The sequence below is a fragment of the Campylobacter felis genome (assembly GCF_030250085.1).
Classification (GTDB): domain Bacteria; phylum Campylobacterota; class Campylobacteria; order Campylobacterales; family Campylobacteraceae; genus Campylobacter_D; species Campylobacter_D upsaliensis.
On record NZ_JANURX010000015.1, the window covers coordinates 1 to 16,915 of the forward strand.

18 protein-coding genes are annotated in these 16,915 nt (G+C 28.9%); 3 read left to right on the top strand and 15 right to left on the bottom strand.

Going from position 1 to position 16,915, the window contains the following annotated elements; genetic code table 11:
- Positions 1-106: 106 nt before the first annotated feature.
- From NYG92_RS07605 to NYG92_RS07615, 3 genes are read right to left on the bottom strand one after another with little or no spacing between them, the layout of a single operon-like run.
- Positions 107-1,900 (bottom strand): AAA family ATPase, encoded by a 1,794-nt coding sequence (locus NYG92_RS07605; protein WP_289234021.1) that lies wholly within the window; start codon positions 1,898-1,900, stop codon positions 107-109.
- A 2-nt stretch (positions 1,901-1,902) separates the two neighbouring features.
- The gene (locus NYG92_RS07610) at positions 1,903-2,106 is read right to left on the bottom strand and encodes a type II toxin-antitoxin system HicA family toxin (RefSeq protein WP_289234022.1); all 204 of its coding nucleotides are present in this window, start codon (positions 2,104-2,106) and stop codon (positions 1,903-1,905) included.
- Complete coding sequence (locus NYG92_RS07615) at positions 2,099-2,317, bottom strand: type II toxin-antitoxin system HicB family antitoxin (RefSeq protein WP_213244041.1); 219 nt, start codon at positions 2,315-2,317, stop codon at positions 2,099-2,101. The genes NYG92_RS07610 and NYG92_RS07615 overlap by 8 nt, the downstream gene beginning before the upstream one ends.
- 492 nt (positions 2,318-2,809) lie before the next feature.
- Here NYG92_RS07615 and NYG92_RS07620 point away from each other — a divergent pair, with 492 nt between their 5' ends.
- Positions 2,810-3,040 carry a hypothetical protein gene (locus NYG92_RS07620; protein WP_289234023.1) on the top strand — a complete coding sequence of 77 codons (231 nt, stop codon included), beginning with the start codon at positions 2,810-2,812 and terminating at the stop codon, positions 3,038-3,040.
- Positions 3,041-3,265: 225 nt separating this feature from the next.
- On the opposite strand, the gene NYG92_RS07625 is transcribed toward NYG92_RS07620, so the two are convergent.
- The 4 genes from NYG92_RS07625 to NYG92_RS07640 form a co-directional block, all read right to left on the bottom strand.
- Complete coding sequence (locus NYG92_RS07625; RefSeq protein WP_289234024.1) at positions 3,266-3,538, bottom strand: EexN family lipoprotein; 273 nt, start codon at positions 3,536-3,538, stop codon at positions 3,266-3,268.
- Between the two features lie 102 nt (positions 3,539-3,640).
- Entirely contained in the window at positions 3,641-4,867 is a 1,227-nt protein-coding gene (locus NYG92_RS07630; RefSeq protein ID WP_006803292.1) for a DUF5710 domain-containing protein, read from the bottom strand.
- Positions 4,868-4,876: 9 nt separating this feature from the next.
- Entirely contained in the window at positions 4,877-5,500 is a 624-nt protein-coding gene (locus NYG92_RS07635; protein ID WP_006803291.1) for a hypothetical protein, read from the bottom strand.
- Between the two features lie 26 nt (positions 5,501-5,526).
- Entirely contained in the window at positions 5,527-5,808 is a 282-nt protein-coding gene (locus NYG92_RS07640; RefSeq protein WP_006803290.1) for a hypothetical protein, read from the bottom strand.
- A 207-nt stretch (positions 5,809-6,015) separates the two neighbouring features.
- On the opposite strand from NYG92_RS07640, the gene NYG92_RS07645 reads away from it, so the two are divergent.
- Positions 6,016-6,561, top strand: a complete 546-nt coding sequence (locus NYG92_RS07645; RefSeq protein ID WP_006803289.1) for a hypothetical protein — start codon at positions 6,016-6,018, stop codon at positions 6,559-6,561.
- 8 nt (positions 6,562-6,569) lie between these two features.
- Positions 6,570-7,949, top strand: coding sequence for a MobP1 family relaxase (mobP1, locus tag NYG92_RS07650; RefSeq protein ID WP_289234025.1), 1,380 nt, complete (start codon positions 6,570-6,572; stop codon positions 7,947-7,949).
- A gap of 74 nt (positions 7,950-8,023) precedes the next feature.
- Here mobP1 and NYG92_RS07655 read toward each other — a convergent pair whose 3' ends face one another.
- The 8 genes from NYG92_RS07655 to NYG92_RS07690 form a co-directional block, all read right to left on the bottom strand.
- Complete coding sequence (locus NYG92_RS07655; protein WP_040498922.1) at positions 8,024-8,635, bottom strand: NYN domain-containing protein; 612 nt, start codon at positions 8,633-8,635, stop codon at positions 8,024-8,026.
- A gap of 253 nt (positions 8,636-8,888) precedes the next feature.
- Complete coding sequence (locus NYG92_RS07660; protein WP_289234026.1) at positions 8,889-14,696, bottom strand: SNF2-related protein; 5,808 nt, start codon at positions 14,694-14,696, stop codon at positions 8,889-8,891.
- A 45-nt stretch (positions 14,697-14,741) separates the two neighbouring features.
- A complete protein-coding gene (locus tag NYG92_RS07665) occupies positions 14,742-15,008 on the bottom strand; it encodes a hypothetical protein (RefSeq protein WP_270962366.1) in 267 nt (88 codons plus the stop codon).
- Complete coding sequence (locus NYG92_RS07670; RefSeq protein ID WP_257433485.1) at positions 15,008-15,571, bottom strand: P-loop NTPase family protein; 564 nt, start codon at positions 15,569-15,571, stop codon at positions 15,008-15,010. Before NYG92_RS07670 ends, NYG92_RS07665 begins: the two co-directional genes overlap by 1 nt.
- A gap of 116 nt (positions 15,572-15,687) precedes the next feature.
- Positions 15,688-15,837, bottom strand: coding sequence for a hypothetical protein (locus NYG92_RS07675; protein ID WP_180753157.1), 150 nt, complete (start codon positions 15,835-15,837; stop codon positions 15,688-15,690).
- 82 nt (positions 15,838-15,919) lie between these two features.
- Positions 15,920-16,168 carry a hypothetical protein gene (locus tag NYG92_RS07680; protein WP_224198580.1) on the bottom strand — a complete coding sequence of 83 codons (249 nt, stop codon included), beginning with the start codon at positions 16,166-16,168 and terminating at the stop codon, positions 15,920-15,922.
- A gap of 15 nt (positions 16,169-16,183) precedes the next feature.
- Positions 16,184-16,546, bottom strand: a complete 363-nt coding sequence (locus NYG92_RS07685; protein WP_289234027.1) for a YopX family protein — start codon at positions 16,544-16,546, stop codon at positions 16,184-16,186.
- Between the two features lie 10 nt (positions 16,547-16,556).
- The gene (locus tag NYG92_RS07690) at positions 16,557-16,868 is read right to left on the bottom strand and encodes a hypothetical protein (RefSeq protein ID WP_099460831.1); all 312 of its coding nucleotides are present in this window, start codon (positions 16,866-16,868) and stop codon (positions 16,557-16,559) included.
- Between the last annotated feature and the right edge of the window lie 47 nt (positions 16,869-16,915).

Sequence of the window (16,915 nt, forward strand, 5' to 3'; positions counted from 1 at the left end):
AGAGTTTATCATAAATTAAGTTTTATTTGATATAGTTTTAATTTAACGAACATTTTTTTATAATAATTTAATTCTACTTGGAATTATATGATTTTAAGACTTAATGTTAATCAAACAAAGACTTCTGCAAAAGGAATTTGTTATTTTTGGTGTTTAATTGATTCATAGGGTCATTACGCTTGATATATCTTTTTACCCTATTATTGCTTTTGTAGATGAAAAATAAATCATTTTCATTTTTATATTTACGATAAAAGAATTCGTCATCATAATCGGCAAACTCCACACCTTTACCATAGATATTAATACCAAATTCTATAAGCTTATTCTTTAGCTTAATAATTTCTTTCTTTTGTTTTGAAATTATGGAGTTTTCTTTATAGAATTTATAAGCCTTAATTTCGCAAAACTCACTATAACTAAGGATTTTTTTATCAGGAAAACTTGTTAAAAATCTTATTAAATCTTGAGCCACTAAAGAATTTAAATCAATAAGAATTTTTGATAAATCATCATCATAAGAGAGTGTTGATTCTGTTTCAAGTCTTTTGATATATTCTCTGCGAACTGTTAGCACAAATACAGACACAATTACGCCATTTTCTTTTGTGATACGCTCCACAGAATCAAACATCAAAATTCCCTTATCTCTTTGAGTAGTTGTCTGCTTGTCTTTAACTTCAATATTTTGAGTAAAAGATAAATCATACGCAAAGCGAGAAATTTCCGTAAATTTTTGTTTCAACCACGAATAATTGCTAGGAGCTTTATTGAGATATTGTTTTAAAAATTTATAAGGTTCTAATCTTACTTCCATATCCCAAAATTGCTCTTGATACTTTCTTATAACACTGGTATCTACATTTTTCTTAATATACAAAAACAAAGCGTCTAAAATATTTCTATGTGTTTGTGTAAGCAAAGAGTTTTTAAGGGTAATCGCATAAGATGAACCATTTGAACCAATCATTTCAAACGATACTTTATTATCATTTTCTTTAAAAGCTTTATAAAAATTAGTATCAGTAAGTTTGCGTGAGCTTAGATAAAAGACTCCTCTATTCTCATTCATTGTTACATAACCCTCTGCTAAATCATTAACATTAACAGCAGAAATATCTTTTTTATTGATAATCTCTAAGGTATGATTGTCAATATTTTCCACTTTCACATCTTTGATTAAAGGCTCATCAATGCTATTATTTTGCAAGACTTTAATTGTTTTTTGAAATTCTCCAGCATTGATATTATTATTGTCTTTTAAAACTTCAAGCAAACGATAAGTGGTAGAGCTTTTATCCTCTCCTTTTTGAAATGAAAGCTTATAAACAAGTCTAGGAGCATTAATAATGACAGAGCTACCCATAAGACTTTCACCTTTTTTATCCAAGTGATGAAGTAGTAAAATAGCTTGTTTATTTGATTTAGCTACATTTGTTAAAATATTAAAGAAATTTTGCACATCATTTTGATTATTTTGGTCTTTAAAACCTAAAATTGAAAAAAATGCACTAAAGGTATCAATGACGATTAAATCGCAATCTGCTAATTCATTAAGCTCTTCTTTTAAGCTACTTATAGGTTCTTTATCAATTTTTGGAAGTTCATTAGAAAATTCAAGTTCCGCAGTATTAAAAGGATAAAAATTTTCTATATTTTTAATGCGTTCTAAAATTGCTTGATTTTTGTCTTCTATACTCCAAAAAAAAGGTTTTAAGCCATCATTGATAGCATTAGCACAAATTTTTAAAGCCAAGAAAGATTTACCCACTTCACTATTGCCACTTAGCACAGCGACAGAGCCTTTTTCTAATTTAATGGTATCTTCACAAATCACAGAAACATTTTCATCGCTAAAAATCCCAAGTGTGATGGTATCAATGGTATTGCGTTTTGGCATTTTTATTCCTTGCTCATTTCAATAATTTCAAAAAGTTGCTTTATGATTTTAGGATGTAAAATCTCTCCACTATGATGAGGAATAACCATTCTATAAGAATCTTTTTTATAGATTCTATGGCTACCTTTTTGCCTATCAATCAAAAAGCTATTTTGCAATAAAATTCTCTCTGCTTCTTTTGCGGTCATTCTTGGCAATTCAGGCATTAGCTAAAACCACAGGAACGATTGAAGTTATTTTATTTTCAATAATGCTTTTTTCTTCACTTTTAAGGCTTTCCAAATAAAGCTCCCCTGCTTCTTTTATATTAAATAAAGCCTCTTCATAAGTATTACCTTGTGAAACACAACCTTCAAGCTCTAAAATGCGTGCAAAATATCCATCTTGATCTTTTTCAATGATAATATTCAATAACATTTAATATTCTCCAATTTATTGACTTAAATAGAATAGTTTTTGACAAATCAACGAATTTTTACTGCGAATTATACTAAAATATTATATCTATGTCAATATTTATTATATCTATGTAAAAAATACTTCAAATCTACTAAAATTGACTTAAATAGAATAGTTTATTATATCTATGTCAATATTTTTCGCTCCACCAAAAGCAAATCTACAAATAAAATTGACTTAAATAGAATAGTTTTTGACTTAAATATAATATAAATTGACTTAAATAGAATAGTTTTTGACTTAAATATAATATAAATTGACTTAAATAGAATAGTCTCTAAATTTATTAAATTACTTAAATTTATTAATAATAATTAATTCGGTAAATCAAAAATTAAAATTTTTGAACTTTTATAAAAAATTGCAAATACAGCAATTTTGAAATACTCCAAAAGAAAAGTTATATATATAAAAAGCGAGAGTAAAATATTTTTATGCTATAATCCTCATATGAGTAAAAAAGAGAGAATAAAATTAGAAATTGATGTTTTAAAAGCATTAATGTTGGCTTTTCTCACCGCTTTATTTGGGATATTTGGTTTTTGTGTTTTAAATTATAGTCACATTGATTGGATACAAGCATTGTTTATTGTTTTAGGGGTTATTTTTGCTTGTATTTTGTTGTATGCTTTTAGCAAGAGAATATATAAAATTTTAAAACAAATTGAGGAGTTGGAGTAATGTTAGGGATACTTTGTGCTGTTTTTGCTTTAATTGCCTTTTTTGGTTCTGCTTTAATGATTGTTAAGATGCTTGAAAAAGGCAGTATTTAAAGTGATGAGAAGTATTAAGCCTTTAAAGATATAAAGGCTTAAAGTTCAGCAATCTTATCGCTTGTTCCTGTTTGTCTAATGGCATTAATAATTTGTTCTATACTTAGACCCAGAGTTTGAAAAAGATCTTTCATTATTTATCATTTGCATTTTGATTTTTGAAAAACTCCATAGCACTTTCTCTCGGCTTCTGAAGTGATTTTGAGTATTGTGCTTTGTAAGCATTTGCACATTCTGTATCATTTTCTGCAGAATTAGCGTTTTTATCGCATTCTTTGATTTTAGCTTCCAATTCTTTGGCATTTTTTGGATCTTCATAATATTGCACACTCTTTGGCTCTGAACAAGCAGAGAATAAAATAGCAACAATTGCACTAAGCAAACCTAATTTGGTAACATTTTTCATTGTGTCTCCTTATGTATTAAAATATTTGTTATTATATAATTTTATTTATTAAAATATATTTAAATATATTATTATTTATTAATATTATACAAAAATATAAAGCTATCTTATAAGCTCTTGTTCATTATGTTGTTTCGCAGAGTTTTTAAAATCTTTAAGTTTGTTTTGAAAATCAATAGAGTGCAGTTGTTTTTTAACTTCTTCAAGCCCTTTTTTTAGGAAAATATCATTAAAATCGCTCATTCCCTGCTCTGCTTCTTGGTCGCTAATCTTTGGAATAATAATTTTAATGTTTGAAAATTTTTGTTGGATTTCTTTTGCTGTTTCTACGCCGACATTAGAAAATCCCTGCAATTCTCTCTTTCTATCATTATCTGCGATTATAGTGATAGGGATATTTTGAAATTTATCCTTTAAGGCTTCAACTATTTTGAGTAAATTGCCAGCATCTACACCCATTATAACAGGTTTTTCAAGTGCTTTATAAATTGTTGCAGCAGTAGCAAAGCCTTCTGCTATGATAAATTCTTTACAATATTCTAAGCTTTTTGCACCTATGATGTGAAAGCACCCAGATTTTCTTGCGGAGTATTCAATGCCTTGTTCTTTTTCTTCTTTTGTTTTGATGATACCGATGATTTTATCGCCATTTGGAAAAATTCTTTGCACAGACCATATTTTTCCATTTTCGTCTTTTAGGGGAATAAGAAGAGAGCCTTTACTATCTTGTTTTAAATAAAAATTTTCGCTAAAACCTTTTTTGATTAGGTAAGGATGATTAGAATAAGCCCAATGGGCTTCGCTGTATTCTTTTTCAATTTTAAGTGCAGTTTTTTGCTGAAGTTTCAAAATATCCTGCTTAATATTATTGTTTATGTGCGATGCAGAATTTTTATTAATAGTTTGATAATTTATAATATTTTGTTTCGCATTTTCTAAGGGCATTTTCCAATTTTCTTTAATTCCTGTTTTAAAGTTTTGAATAAAACCCGCAGGATATTCATTTAAAAACCCACTATAAGCCCCACTCATTTCTCTGCCCTTATCCGTTGTAGTTTTCACTCTATGAATTTTACCATCCATAATGGGTAAGCCACTGATAATTAAGCCTTGTTTTTCTAAAGCAAATTTGAAAGTTGTTAGCACTTCATTTTCGTCAAATGAAAAATCTTTTTTTTGGTGTGGATAAAGCCATTGTGCAAAAATATTTTTATCCAAGCTTTTTGGAGCAAACCATTTTTTTTCTTTTTCGTCCCACATAGCTCCCAACAATCTTGCTTTTTCTTTATCTTTAAAAGGAACATACAAATAAATTCTTTTTTGTGGCATATGTTTCCTTTATTTGCTCATCGATAAAGTTTTATTTGCTGTTCTTTCTTTTTCAAATTCTTTTTTATTTAGTTTTTTTTTGAAAAATTCGTTCATTTTTTGCTTAAAAAATGACGGCTCTTTTGCGAGGTTATTTATTTTTTTTTGTTCGTATTTCCCTCTTGTTTTTAAGTAAGAGTTTGCAAATTCTTGTATCATTGCTGCTATATCTTTGTTTGCTATTTCTGACATATTTTTTAAAGCCTTAAAAGTTCCATCTAGCATTTCATCATATGTTTTAGGTTTGTATTGCTCTAGTTGCTTATTGAGATCTTTTTTTATTGTATCATTTAATTTTTCTTTATTGATAGCAGAGCCACCCATTTTTATTAAATGCTCAATCCCTTGTTGAAAATTTTTATCACCAAGTCTTATATCTAATGGAATTTTTTCTTTATCTGTGATGATTTCAAATTTGATGGATTGATTTGAAAAATCTTTTTTTAATAAACTTTCCGCAATGTCAAAAGTTTTGATTGTGTTGAAAAATTTATCAATATCTTCACCATCATAAGTGCCTTCTTGTATCGCCTCTTTATAATGGTCACTAAGTTTGCTTGTGTCTGTGACTTTTATTTTGTAGTCTTTTTCCATTTTTACTCTCCAAAGATGTGATTTGTTTATTGTTTTTTTGCTTCGTTAATTGTATCAATATTTTGATTAAAATTATATAAGTTACTTATAGCCTCTAGGGCATTTTTAGTATTTTTGCAATTCAATTTTTCTATGAGCATATGAAATTCATTGAAAAAATTATCATTCTCTTCAAAATCTTTTAAGAGAGCCAATGAAAGTTTTTTATATATACGCTCTTTCTTTTCTTTTTCTTTTTGGCGTAATTTCTTTAATTTCTCATCATACTCACGCTTTAAATCTTCTATCATCTTGCTTTCATAAAGCATAATAACTCCTTGTAAAAATTTAAAATTGCATTATCTCAAAATAAACTTAATGTGTTATAAAGCTTAATATTGTAAAATGCCAATCAAGCAAAAATATTATTAATTGCAGGATAGGCAAAGACGCCAAAAAGTTATATAATTTTTTTAGCTTACTTTGCCGAAATATCTCTGCGAGGCTCATTAAAAGTAAAAAATTAAAGGAATTTAATGAAAAAATATTTATTAAGTATTGATGAAAAAAATATGATTTATTTAAATGAAATTAAGAACAACACAAAAGCTTCAATTAAGAAGATTATAAATTATATCATTGCGAATTATAAAGAAAATAATGGCTTTAATAATATAGAAAATAATCTTGTTATTAATCATCATAGTGATACATTTGAAAAGAAAAAAATGAAAGAAATAAGAATAAAAATCAGCGAAGATGAATTTAATTTATTAAAAGAAATTGCTACACAAAATAGATTTAGTAGTGTCTCGAAAGAGGTAAGTTTTAGATTGATAAATTCTTTAAATGAAAACAAATATTTTACTAATTTAGAACTAGATGAATTTATAAAAACAAGAACTGAAATTAATGCAGTTGGCAAAAATATATATCAACTATTGAAAATTCTTAGAGCTGGAAATTCTGTAAAAATAAATGAGGACAATTTAAAAAATACGATTGATACTATAAACGCAAAGATTGACATTCTCTCTGATTCTCTTGGAAAGATTATAGAGATTAATAATCAAAGGATTTAGGTTTTTATATGTCAAGACCGATTAAAATATTTGACGATGAGATAATTGCTAGGAAAGTTTTTACTAAAATAGAAAACGCTTCAAAGCTACCGCTAAACTATATCAATAAAAATAGAGATAAATACACTAAAGATATAAAAACAGGTAAGCTTATTGGTAAAAATATGTTTAGAAAAAATACTGAAGTTGTTGTAAAAATTACTTCAGGTTCTAAAAATTCCCAAGCACTTTCAAAACATCTTGATTATATTTCTCGCAAGGGAAATGTAGAATTAATTACAAATGATTTTGATAGATATATAGGAGAAGATGAAATTTTAGAATTAAAAAAATTTTTCAAAAATGAAGGAATTCCTATTCCTTTATATAAAGAAGGTGCTAAGGAAAAAAGACATACTATTAATATGGTTTTTTCTATGAAGGAGCATTCTACAACTCCAAAAGAAAAATTGCAACAAGCCACAATCACAACTTTAAAAAGAATATATCCAAATAATCTTTTTGTTGTTGCTTTTCACGGAGATACGGATAATCCGCATTGTCATATTTGTTTAAAAGTTGCGGATAAAAATGGAAAAAGAATTAATCCTAGAAAGGCTGATTTAGCTAATTTAAGAGCTGAATTTGCAAAAGCATTAAATGAATTGGGTGTTGAAGCAAAAGCTACAAACAAAAAGCAAAAAGAAGCAGAAGTAAATCAAGAGTATTCTGCAAAATTAAATAGAGAAAAGCAAATTGATAAAGCTCCACAAATAAAAATGCACTATTATCAAGTTATGGATTTTGGAGAGGCAAATTATCAGTTTAGCACCGATAAAAATGCAAAGAAAAGTTATTATGTAAGCTATAAAACCAAAAAAGGAATAACTACAATTTGGGGACAAGATTTAGAAAGAGTTGTGAAAGAAAATAAAGTTTTAAGAGGTGAGTATGCAAGATTTAAAATAATAGGGCAAGAAGAATATGAGATAAAAAGAAAGGCAAAAATTAACAATAAGTGGCAAGAAGTTGCCAAAACACTCACAAAACATATTTGGGATGTTTCTGTTATCGGCAGAGAAAAAGATTTGAAACAAATCCCTAAAACAACAAATACTAAAAAATATAGAATTAAAGGAGTAAATAGTGAGAGAACTTATACAAAACAATATAGACAGAGAGTCTTACAAGAGCTCAGTAATCAATCAACTATCCGAAGAGAAGTTACCCAAGAAAGAAACTCTATGCGAGTATTGTCCAAACAGCCTATGGTTTATGACGCAAAACGAACTCAAATGCTTCTGCACCTCAATGCACTCAATCAGTTACAGCAAGGAAAGCGAGGAAGAACCGATAATAGTTTGCGATGGACAAGTGCTAGGAATAATGAGATTACAAGAGATGGATAATTTATAAATTTATACTTTGCTTTTGTATAGCATTAATTTTCTTAATTGTTTGTTTAATAAAATAAAAGCAAAAATTAATCGCCATTTTTATTTTTATTAATAAAAACAGACGAAAGGATGTCAATATGCTCCAACAAACCTTTTTTAATTTGAGTTTCTGGAACTCTCATTGGATCTAATTGAACAATAATTCCTTCTTTTCTGGCGTGCTTAACAGCAGGGATAAAATCACTATCTGCTGTGATTAAAATTATTTTTTCGGCTTGATGTTTATTTGCTAAAGTTGCAATATCAAGTCCTATTTTCATATCGACACCCTTTTGTTTAATATCTAAAACAAAATCTTCGTTTGTAAGCTCACCAATATCTATTTCTTTGCGTAGAATTTTTCTAAATTTATCATAATCTCTAAATTTCCATTGAAACGAATTTTCATCGATTTCACCTAATCTTACAGCAAAATAAGGTTGTTTTCTTAGGTGATTTAAAAGTTCGCTTCTAAATTTGTATGTTGTAGTTTTGCTTAAGTTTTTAGATTTATCGGTTTTTTCTATGGGTGGCATAGGAACATTTTTATCTAACGGTTCGCAATCGTAAATATAAACTCTATATAAATAATCTTCATTTCTTCTAAGGGTTTCCCACACATAATCTTTTAATCTCTTAGCCAATTCTTTAGCCTCCATTGTTTTAATACTCTTGTGAGTATTATATCTTTCAAGAAAAAAAGAGAGATCTACAAGAACTGCAGTCTTTTTAGGCTGAATAATTGAAAATTCCATATTTGGATTGTTTGAATTCATTGTTGTGTAGTCCTAATTTACTAAATTGGAAGCACAAAGAGTCGTCAATTTAAAAATATGATGCTAAAAAGACCCCTCTATGTGCTAATGATGGCGGAATTATATCATAAAAATATTAATGAGAGCTTTAGTTGGTTTAGATAAGCAATTCTCTGTCTTTCATAATCTTATTGTGCCTATTTAAATCCTCTAAAATCTTTGCAGATTTTGGCACGAAATCACTTTTATAACCTTTTTGCTTACTCATTTTTTCTATTTCTTCTATGACAATGCGATTATCTTCTCTTAATGCCTCCAAATAGTCTTTTCTCTTATAAATAGGAGTGTTGTCTCCTGTAATATTTTCTAGCTCTGCAATTTCTTTTTTAAGACTTTCTATCTTGCTTTTATTAAATTGGCTAAATTTTTCTAAATCGTTATAAAAATTATTTAGCCTTTTCATAAAACCGCCGAAATTCACATAATTTTCTAATGTAAAAAAAGTTTTGTCATCTCTTTTATAAATCATATTTTCAGGCTCCATTATAGTTTGACCATCAGGAGTTGAAACATAAAAACTTAAGGTGTTTAAATCTGTTTTTTCTCCGCTAATAATCAATCCTTTGTATTCTAAAACTTTATATTCTTTTTGATAGTTATTTGCTATCATTTGAATGGTATTTTCAAAGTTTTTTGTCAGCTCCGCTTGTCTAGCTTTGTTTAAATCGCTAGTATCATCTTTAAGGACGATGAAGTCTTTTGCGGAAATATTTTCATCATCATTGATATAGTATTTTCCTTGAAAATGCTCATTATTATTTTCTTTAATGATTGCATTTAAGGTTTCCATTTTAATAATATCTTTTTGTAAGAATTCAATTTTTGAAAGATTGACTTTAAGACTTTCTTCATTATTGTGAATTTGCCTTTTATAGCCACTATAAAGCATTTCTTCTTGTCTTAAATCACTGGTTAATTGCACCTGCAATAAGATGAGTGGATTCCCTGTGGCTTCTGCTTTCATTTCTGCCGCATCTGCCGCTCCGCTTGTAATATCCTCTAAGGTTCTTACATCAGCACCAGCTTTTCTAAATTGCTCTATAGATCTTGCTTTGCTTTCAATAACTTGCCACATTCTAGCGTCATAAGTTCTTTCAGTTGCGTATCTAAATTCTTTAACTCTAAAATTTTGTGGATCTCTCATAAAAAGCTCATTGCCTTGCCTTATAACTCTACCACTTCTTTGCTCTAAATCGCTAGGACGCCACGGACAATCTAGATGGTGTAAAGCTATAATTCTTTTTTGCACATTTGTTCCAGCACCCATTTTTTGAGTTGAGCCGATTAAAATTCTGGCTTTTCCTGTATTCATATCTGCAAAAAGTTGGCTTTTTTGCAAATCTGTTTTTGCGTCGTGGATAAAGCGGATTTCATTTTGTGGAATGCCTTTGGCAACAAGTTTTTTTAAAATATCAGTATAAACATCAAATTTTGATTGTTCTGCTAAGAGTTCATCAAGGCTTTTATGATTTTCTTCTTCACTTTGCTCCATTGTTTCATTGATATTGACAAATTCATCTTCTTTGTTTGGTTTTGGAGATAAATTGTTACCTATTAAAGCAACTTTTTGTGAATGTTGTTTTGGTGTAGATAAATCGCAAAAAATTAATTGCGTTCCCCTGTCGTCATTCCACGCATTATACTCACCATAAACATTTTCAATTAGTTTATTGATTTTAGAATCTGCATAATCATCATAATAAGGATTAATGAGCCTAAAATCAAGTCCAGCCTTTCTAGCGTCTGTGGTGCAAGCAAGAAGATTGTTTCTAGCAATATCATCTTGTTGATGTTCCATTCTCCATACGATAGAGCCTTCGTTCCACCTTCCATTTTCATCTTGAATACCTATAAATTCTGCTATTGCTTCACTTCTAGGAGCAACGATATTAATAGGCTTATCATTGTAAAGTTTTGGCACGAAGTCTTTTTGGTATTTCATAATATCATTATTTGTTACAATATCAGCCACGCTTTTATACATCGTAGAAAGTTCAGGGACATTTTTAAATTTGTTAAATCTCGCAACGATTTTATAATTAATTCCAGAGCTATCAAGTTCCCAAGCATTTGTAACTTCTCCAAAAGTAGAAGCCCAAGAATCAAAACTTTCTATTCCTTTTTCATTTAATGTATTAGGCTGTATGTATCTTTGTAAAGTGAAGAGTTCTGTAATTGAATTACTTATCGGTGTGCCTGTTAGAAAATAGAGCTTTTTATTTTGTTCGTGAATATATTGCGTTTTGCAATAAAGGTCGTATGCTTTTTGTGAGCCTTTTAAATTTCCAAGACCGCTTATATCTCCCATTGAAGTTGTGATGAGTAGATTTTTAAATTCGTGTGCTTCATCAATAATTAAAGCATCGATACCTAGTTCCGAAAAATCTATCGCTTTGGATTTTTTATGTGCTGTTTGTAAATCTTTTAATTTTACTTTAAAATTTTCAATGCGTTTTTCTAAATCTTTGACAGAATATCGCATAACATTTTCATCATTTTGCTTTCTTTTTAAGGTTTCTTCCAAAATGCTAATATCTTTCTCGTATTGTCTTTTAATAATACCATAAGGAGCAGGGATTAATTTAAATTGCGAGTGAGTCATAATAACAGCATCATAGTTATTTGTAGCTATTTTTGAGAAAAATCTTTCTCTATTATCCTTTTTTAAATCATCATTTGTAGCGACTAGAATATTAGCATTTGTATAAGCGTGGTAAAACTCATCATTCCATTGTCTAGCTAAGTGATTTGGCACAACGATTAAGGGTTTATTTAAAAGCCCCATTCTCTTTTGCTCCATTACAGAGCAAATTGCGACTAAAGTTTTTCCAGCACCAACTTGATGGTCAAAAATAATGTTACTTTCTTGAATTGCCCTATATATTGCATTTTTTTGGTGTTTTTTGAGCTTAATGTTAGCATTGAAATTAGGAAGTTCTAAATTTTCTCCATTATATTGTGGTTCTTTATTTGTGTTAAATTTTTCATTATAGATATTTTCTAAATCTGTGCGTCTATCATAATCCTTATAAATCCATTCTGCAAACTCATTTTTTAAGTTTTCTAATTTAGAATTAGCAATTGCAGTTTCTTTTGGATTTAATTCCCTATATTCTCTGCCTGTTTCATCTTGTTTTTTATCATAAATGCGAATAGGCTTTCTCAATAAAGCGTGTTCAAATAAATCAAAACAGCCTATTCTTTCTGTGGCATATTGTGAGCGAACATAGGGACTTAAGGAATGTCCAAGACCTTTAAGATTCCACTCACCTGTTTTTTCTAATAAGAATAAATCATAGTCTCTAGAATCAATTTGCAAAGTTTCTTCTATAAATTGTTTGTAGTATTTTATAGGTATCCAAGTTGTCCCTAAGCTTAATGAAATATCAACTGCTTTCAAGTCTTTGGGTAAAACTTGTTCTAAGCTTTCTAAATTATTAGCAAATTCATTAAAGCCATCTTCTATAAGCTTCTTTACCTCTTTGTATTTTGCTTTAACATTTCCAGAAAGATACTTTTCGGCTAAGATAAAGCGAGAGGGATTAAGGTGGTCTTTAAAGATTAATCTATTTTGTTCTAAAGTATTAAGTGTTTCATCTAGCGGTTGTTCCAAGTTGGCTTCTAGGAAATTTAAATCAATTCTTCCATACTCATTAATGCAAGCAATAAGTGCTTCTTGTGGAGTTGAGATTTTAATTTCTTTTTGTGCGTTGATGGTTCTTTTGAAAAAAATATCAGCCTTTGTGGCACTTGGCAATATAGGTTCAATGCCTTCTTTTAATGCGACATTTTTAGAAATACCCGCATTATAATTTTTCTCCAAAGCTAAAATTTTATTCGCTTCTACATCTTCTTTGAAGGCTTTTTTGTTTGCTTCTCTATTTAAATATCCCTCTTTGGTAACAAAATCATCATAAAGTTTATTAAGTTGCTTTCTTTGATTTTCTACCAAAACATCATTAGCTTCATTTTTTTCATACTCAATGAGAGTGTTAAATTGATTTCTAATGGCGATGAGTTTTTTAATTCTTCTTTTATCGTGTTCGTTTAGGGCTGGTTTTGAAAAAACCAACTCGTCATCACTTCTAACTTTCATATAAATTTCGCCACCATACTCAAAATAATTTCCATCTTTTAATTTGCTTATAATTTGGCTATATTTTTGATATTCAGGCGATTCTTTGTTAATTCTGTAATAGGACAATGTAATTTTTGTTTCTTGGTATTGATAAATATCCTTAGGTAAAGTTTTGACAAAATTTTCCAAAGCAATTTTTAAATCCCTACCATCATCTAAGCATTCTAAATCATGACCATATTGAGAGCTTTTAATATCCATTTTTCCTAAGATATTTTGAGGATTATTTTTAAAATATTCATTAATTCTAAAATAGCTGAAAATATTATGATTTAAACCTCTCTTTTCCGCCTCATCAAAACGATCCTCATAATATTCCACGCTCTCTAGCCATTTATTGTCAATATTTAAATCTTTGCCTTTCTTAAAAAAGATAATATCTGTGGTAACTTCAGTGTTGGCTCTTTTTTTAAAAGCATTGTTTGGTAATCTTACAGCACCTAAGAATGTTGCTTGTTCCGCGATATAATCTCTTATAGTGTTATTTTTAGAATCTAAAAAATAACTTGACACTACAAAGGCAGCAATTCCATCTTCTTTCAAATTTTTAATGGCGTTGCCAATGAAATAATTATGCACACTTGATTTATTAAGTGTTGTATCATTTGGGTCTAGAACCTTTTTTTGACCAAAGGGTGGATTGCCTATAAAAGCATCATAAGGCTTATCAAACAAGTGATGTTCAAAGGCTTTATTATAAATTGTTTGATTAGGGTGTAAAGATTTTAGAATATTTGAGCTTATGCTATCAAGCTCAATGCAAGTAAAGTGATAATTATTGCTGTAATTTTTAGCATAAGATAAAAACGAGCCTATTCCTGCACTTGGCTCAAAGATTTCTTTCGTGTGTTTATCATTATTAAAGCCCAAATGATTAAGTCCTTGATAAATTGTATCAATGACAATTTTTGGAGTATAAAAAGCGTCTAAGGTAGATAGTTTTGCGTTTTCGTATTCTGTGTAATCTAGTGTAGAGATAAGTTCTTTAAACTCTTTTTCCCATTCTTTATTTTGGTGGTCAAAAGCTTGTGGAATTCCACCCCAACCTGAAAATCTATTGAGAATTTCTTGCTCTTGTTTAGTGGCGTAGCGATTTTCTTGCTCTATGGTTTTTAAAAGTTTAATGGCGTGGATATTTTTTTGAAATCTATCTTTCAAAGAGCCAAGATAGATTTCATCATCGGCTGTAAAATCTAGTTTTTGCCCAGATTTGAAATTTCTTCTTTCAAAGTCATCATCTCTTGTTGTAGATTCCAATACTGATTGTTGATTGTTTCTTCTTGCATTTGCTCCTTGTCTCTCATCATCATTTCTTGAAACAAAGGAGAATAAATCTGTGGTTCTATCGCTATGAATTGATTGAGATTGATTTGAGTTTGGGTTAGTATCTCCATATCCGTTAGTCCCTGCTCTCTCATTTCCTCCGCTTCCTTGCTCTCTAAAATTTGTAGTTCCATTTGTGCTTGTGGTAATGCTAGTGTCATTAGTTCTGACATTCCTAGATTCTTGATGGTGTTTGGATAAAGTTCCGCCCATCTCTCTAGTATTATCAAGCTGTATTGTGGAATTTTCTTGTCTATCCAAGCTTGATGAACTTGATGAAACGCTAATTCGTTCAACGCCATTTGCAGTTTCTCTATGTTGGGATAATTCTCCATTCTGTTGCTCATTTTCTTCTCCTTGTGAAAATTCTAATTCTATAAAATCAAATAGGCTTTTGCCACCATAATACTTTTCATCTTCAATTTGTCTTTTTGTTTTCCGCATAGTTTATCCTTGTAATTTTTGTTTTTTTGCAAGGATATTTTAGCATTATTCATTAATATTTAAAGCCTTAGCCTCCTTTAAGATTAGTTTTCTTATGTAGATGCTTGATTCAGTATTAAATTCTAACTCCATCAATTTCTTTAGCGTTTCATATTCTTTTTGATTGAGTCTGCAAACGACCATATGTTCTCTTCTTAATTCTTTATCAATTGTTTTTCTACCAGATGATTTTTTCTCTGCTTTTTTGTAAGTTTTTTGAGAGCTTGTTTCAGATTTTAAAGCTTCATCAATTGTAAAAGGCTTTTTTTCCATTATGCTTTTTCCTTTTTAATAAAATGTAGAAGTCTTTGGTATTCATTAAAGAAATTTGTATAGCTTAACCTTGAAAGATTATTTTCATTGTAGAGTTCAGTAAAAGAAGCTCCACTACTCATAGAATTTTCAATGATTTTTGAAAATTTGAAAAAGAAAAGATTTAAATCTGTAAAATTACTTTCAAGAGTTTCACAAATTTGTTTTTTTTCTTTTTCGTCCCTGTAATCTGTAACTAAGATACAAACTCTATCATCATTACCTATTTCATTTAAAGTTTCTAGTGTTCTAAGTAAAGAATTATAATTGCTTGTGCAAGGAATAATAATAACATCGCTCTCTTTGACAATACTCAATACACCTTTTTCCACAAAACCGCCAAAATCATAAACGCAATTATCTATTTTTTTTGGCGTTGGTAGAATTTTTGCTTTCTCAGGATAAATTTTTTCAATAATAGAATTATCATTGCTTTGTAAAAAATATCCTAAATCTTTAGCAATAGAAAAAGCAAAAGGGGTTTTGCCGACCCCGCCTTTCTTATTTATGATAGATATAATCATCATTTAACCTTTAAATTTATTTGTATAACATTATATACTATTATTTATTAATATATTATAAAATATACTAATAATTATTTAAAGATATGTATGCTAAAAGTAGATTTTGCTTATCTTTATATTATAGGTATTTTTAAAGGCTTTTCTTTCATCTTTCTAATCTTAAGCCCTGTTTTGATTTTCATCTTTCTTTTACGCTCTTTTGCTTCTTTTAAAAGAGCATAGCGTTTAGCCTTTCTTTCTTTTGCTTTTTCTTGTTTGTTCATTTGTATAGCCCATCATCTAAAAGTTTTTCTTGTAATAAAACATATAAAATTCTTTGAATATAGTTCATACATTTTTTTCATTTCAATCCTTTTCCTCTACAAAATCAAAATAAAGCTGGTAATCTTTCTTTTTACCTTTTATTGTCATACTAGCCTCAATCTTACAAGCTTCGCAAGGCAAAGTTCTAAGCATAATTCTTACATTATTAGCAGACCAAACCCGCATTAATGTTCCCTTTTTAAAAACATATAAACCTGTTTCACAATCTCTATTTAAACGCACTAATTTACCCCCCCAAGTTTCCATTTTGTCTTTAAAATAATGGTGCATTTTTCACTCCTTTCTTTAATGATTTAATAATTCTTTTTTCTCGTGGATATTGCCTAGTAATTTAATATTTGATAAAGTATTTAACTCATAAATATCTTTATTCACCAAAACATAAAAACACCTATCTTTGAAAATAATGCTTCCCCTTACTTTTTTATAAAGCCCTGCAATTTTTGCCTTACACTCTATAACATCACCCTCATAAATCCTAAATCCTCTCTTATCACAAACACCGCTCCACAGCTCAAGTTCTAAAGTTTCATAAAGCGAAGTATCTATTAGCATTTTTTCCATAAATTTTTTAGGGTCAAAATAGTAAAGATAATTCCTTGCTTTTTCTTTATCGTGTATCCTAAAATCAAAATCTTTTAATTTCATTTTTCTCCTTTCAGTTTTTTGCCATAGCAATTATTATTGAGATATACATACAAAATACAAGTGCAACACTACCAATTATGGCAAATCGCTCTATGTATTTTGTATCTTTATTTTGCTTTTTTAATTTAAGTCTATATCTACCAAATAGCAGTTCAATATAGATATAACAACTCACAGGCAATATACAAAGAAGCAAAATTGCAACAGGTTGTTCGTCTAAATAATAAAGTCCGCAACAAAAAAGAAAAATTATAAAAACAAGCATTGCTATGCAGAGCTTATAGTTAATGTTTTCATAATATTTATCTTCGTGCTTTGTCATTGTTTATCCTTGTTGTGATTAAATAATTTTCGTATAATATTAATATA

Bases quoted from the DNA above. Each gene is read 5' to 3' on its own strand.
- NYG92_RS07640 (WP_006803290.1), bottom strand. From the start codon at position 5,808: ATGCTTTATGAAAGCAAGATGATAGAAGATTTAAAGCGTGAGTATGAT.
- NYG92_RS07645 (WP_006803289.1), top strand. From the start codon at position 6,016: ATGAAAAAATATTTATTAAGTATTGATGAAAAAAATATGATTTATTTA.
- NYG92_RS07655 (WP_040498922.1), bottom strand. From the start codon at position 8,635: ATGGAGGCTAAAGAATTGGCTAAGAGATTAAAAGATTATGTGTGGGAA.
- NYG92_RS07605 (WP_289234021.1), bottom strand. From the start codon at position 1,900: ATGCCAAAACGCAATACCATTGATACCATCACACTTGGGATTTTTAGC.
- NYG92_RS07685 (WP_289234027.1), bottom strand. From the start codon at position 16,546: ATGAAATTAAAAGATTTTGATTTTAGGATACACGATAAAGAAAAAGCA.
- mobP1 (WP_289234025.1), top strand. From the start codon at position 6,570: ATGTCAAGACCGATTAAAATATTTGACGATGAGATAATTGCTAGGAAA.
- NYG92_RS07635 (WP_006803291.1), bottom strand. From the start codon at position 5,500: ATGGAAAAAGACTACAAAATAAAAGTCACAGACACAAGCAAACTTAGT.
- NYG92_RS07670 (WP_257433485.1), bottom strand. From the start codon at position 15,571: ATGATTATATCTATCATAAATAAGAAAGGCGGGGTCGGCAAAACCCCT.
- NYG92_RS07690 (WP_099460831.1), bottom strand. From the start codon at position 16,868: ATGACAAAGCACGAAGATAAATATTATGAAAACATTAACTATAAGCTC.
- NYG92_RS07665 (WP_270962366.1), bottom strand. From the start codon at position 15,008: ATGGAAAAAAAGCCTTTTACAATTGATGAAGCTTTAAAATCTGAAACA.
- NYG92_RS07680 (WP_224198580.1), bottom strand. From the start codon at position 16,168: ATGCACCATTATTTTAAAGACAAAATGGAAACTTGGGGGGGTAAATTA.
- NYG92_RS07675 (WP_180753157.1), bottom strand. From the start codon at position 15,837: ATGAACAAACAAGAAAAAGCAAAAGAAAGAAAGGCTAAACGCTATGCT.
- NYG92_RS07630 (WP_006803292.1), bottom strand. From the start codon at position 4,867: ATGCCACAAAAAAGAATTTATTTGTATGTTCCTTTTAAAGATAAAGAA.
- NYG92_RS07620 (WP_289234023.1), top strand. From the start codon at position 2,810: ATGAGTAAAAAAGAGAGAATAAAATTAGAAATTGATGTTTTAAAAGCA.
- NYG92_RS07625 (WP_289234024.1), bottom strand. From the start codon at position 3,538: ATGAAAAATGTTACCAAATTAGGTTTGCTTAGTGCAATTGTTGCTATT.
- NYG92_RS07610 (WP_289234022.1), bottom strand. From the start codon at position 2,106: ATGCCTGAATTGCCAAGAATGACCGCAAAAGAAGCAGAGAGAATTTTA.
- NYG92_RS07660 (WP_289234026.1), bottom strand. From the start codon at position 14,696: ATGCGGAAAACAAAAAGACAAATTGAAGATGAAAAGTATTATGGTGGC.
- NYG92_RS07615 (WP_213244041.1), bottom strand. From the start codon at position 2,317: ATGTTATTGAATATTATCATTGAAAAAGATCAAGATGGATATTTTGCA.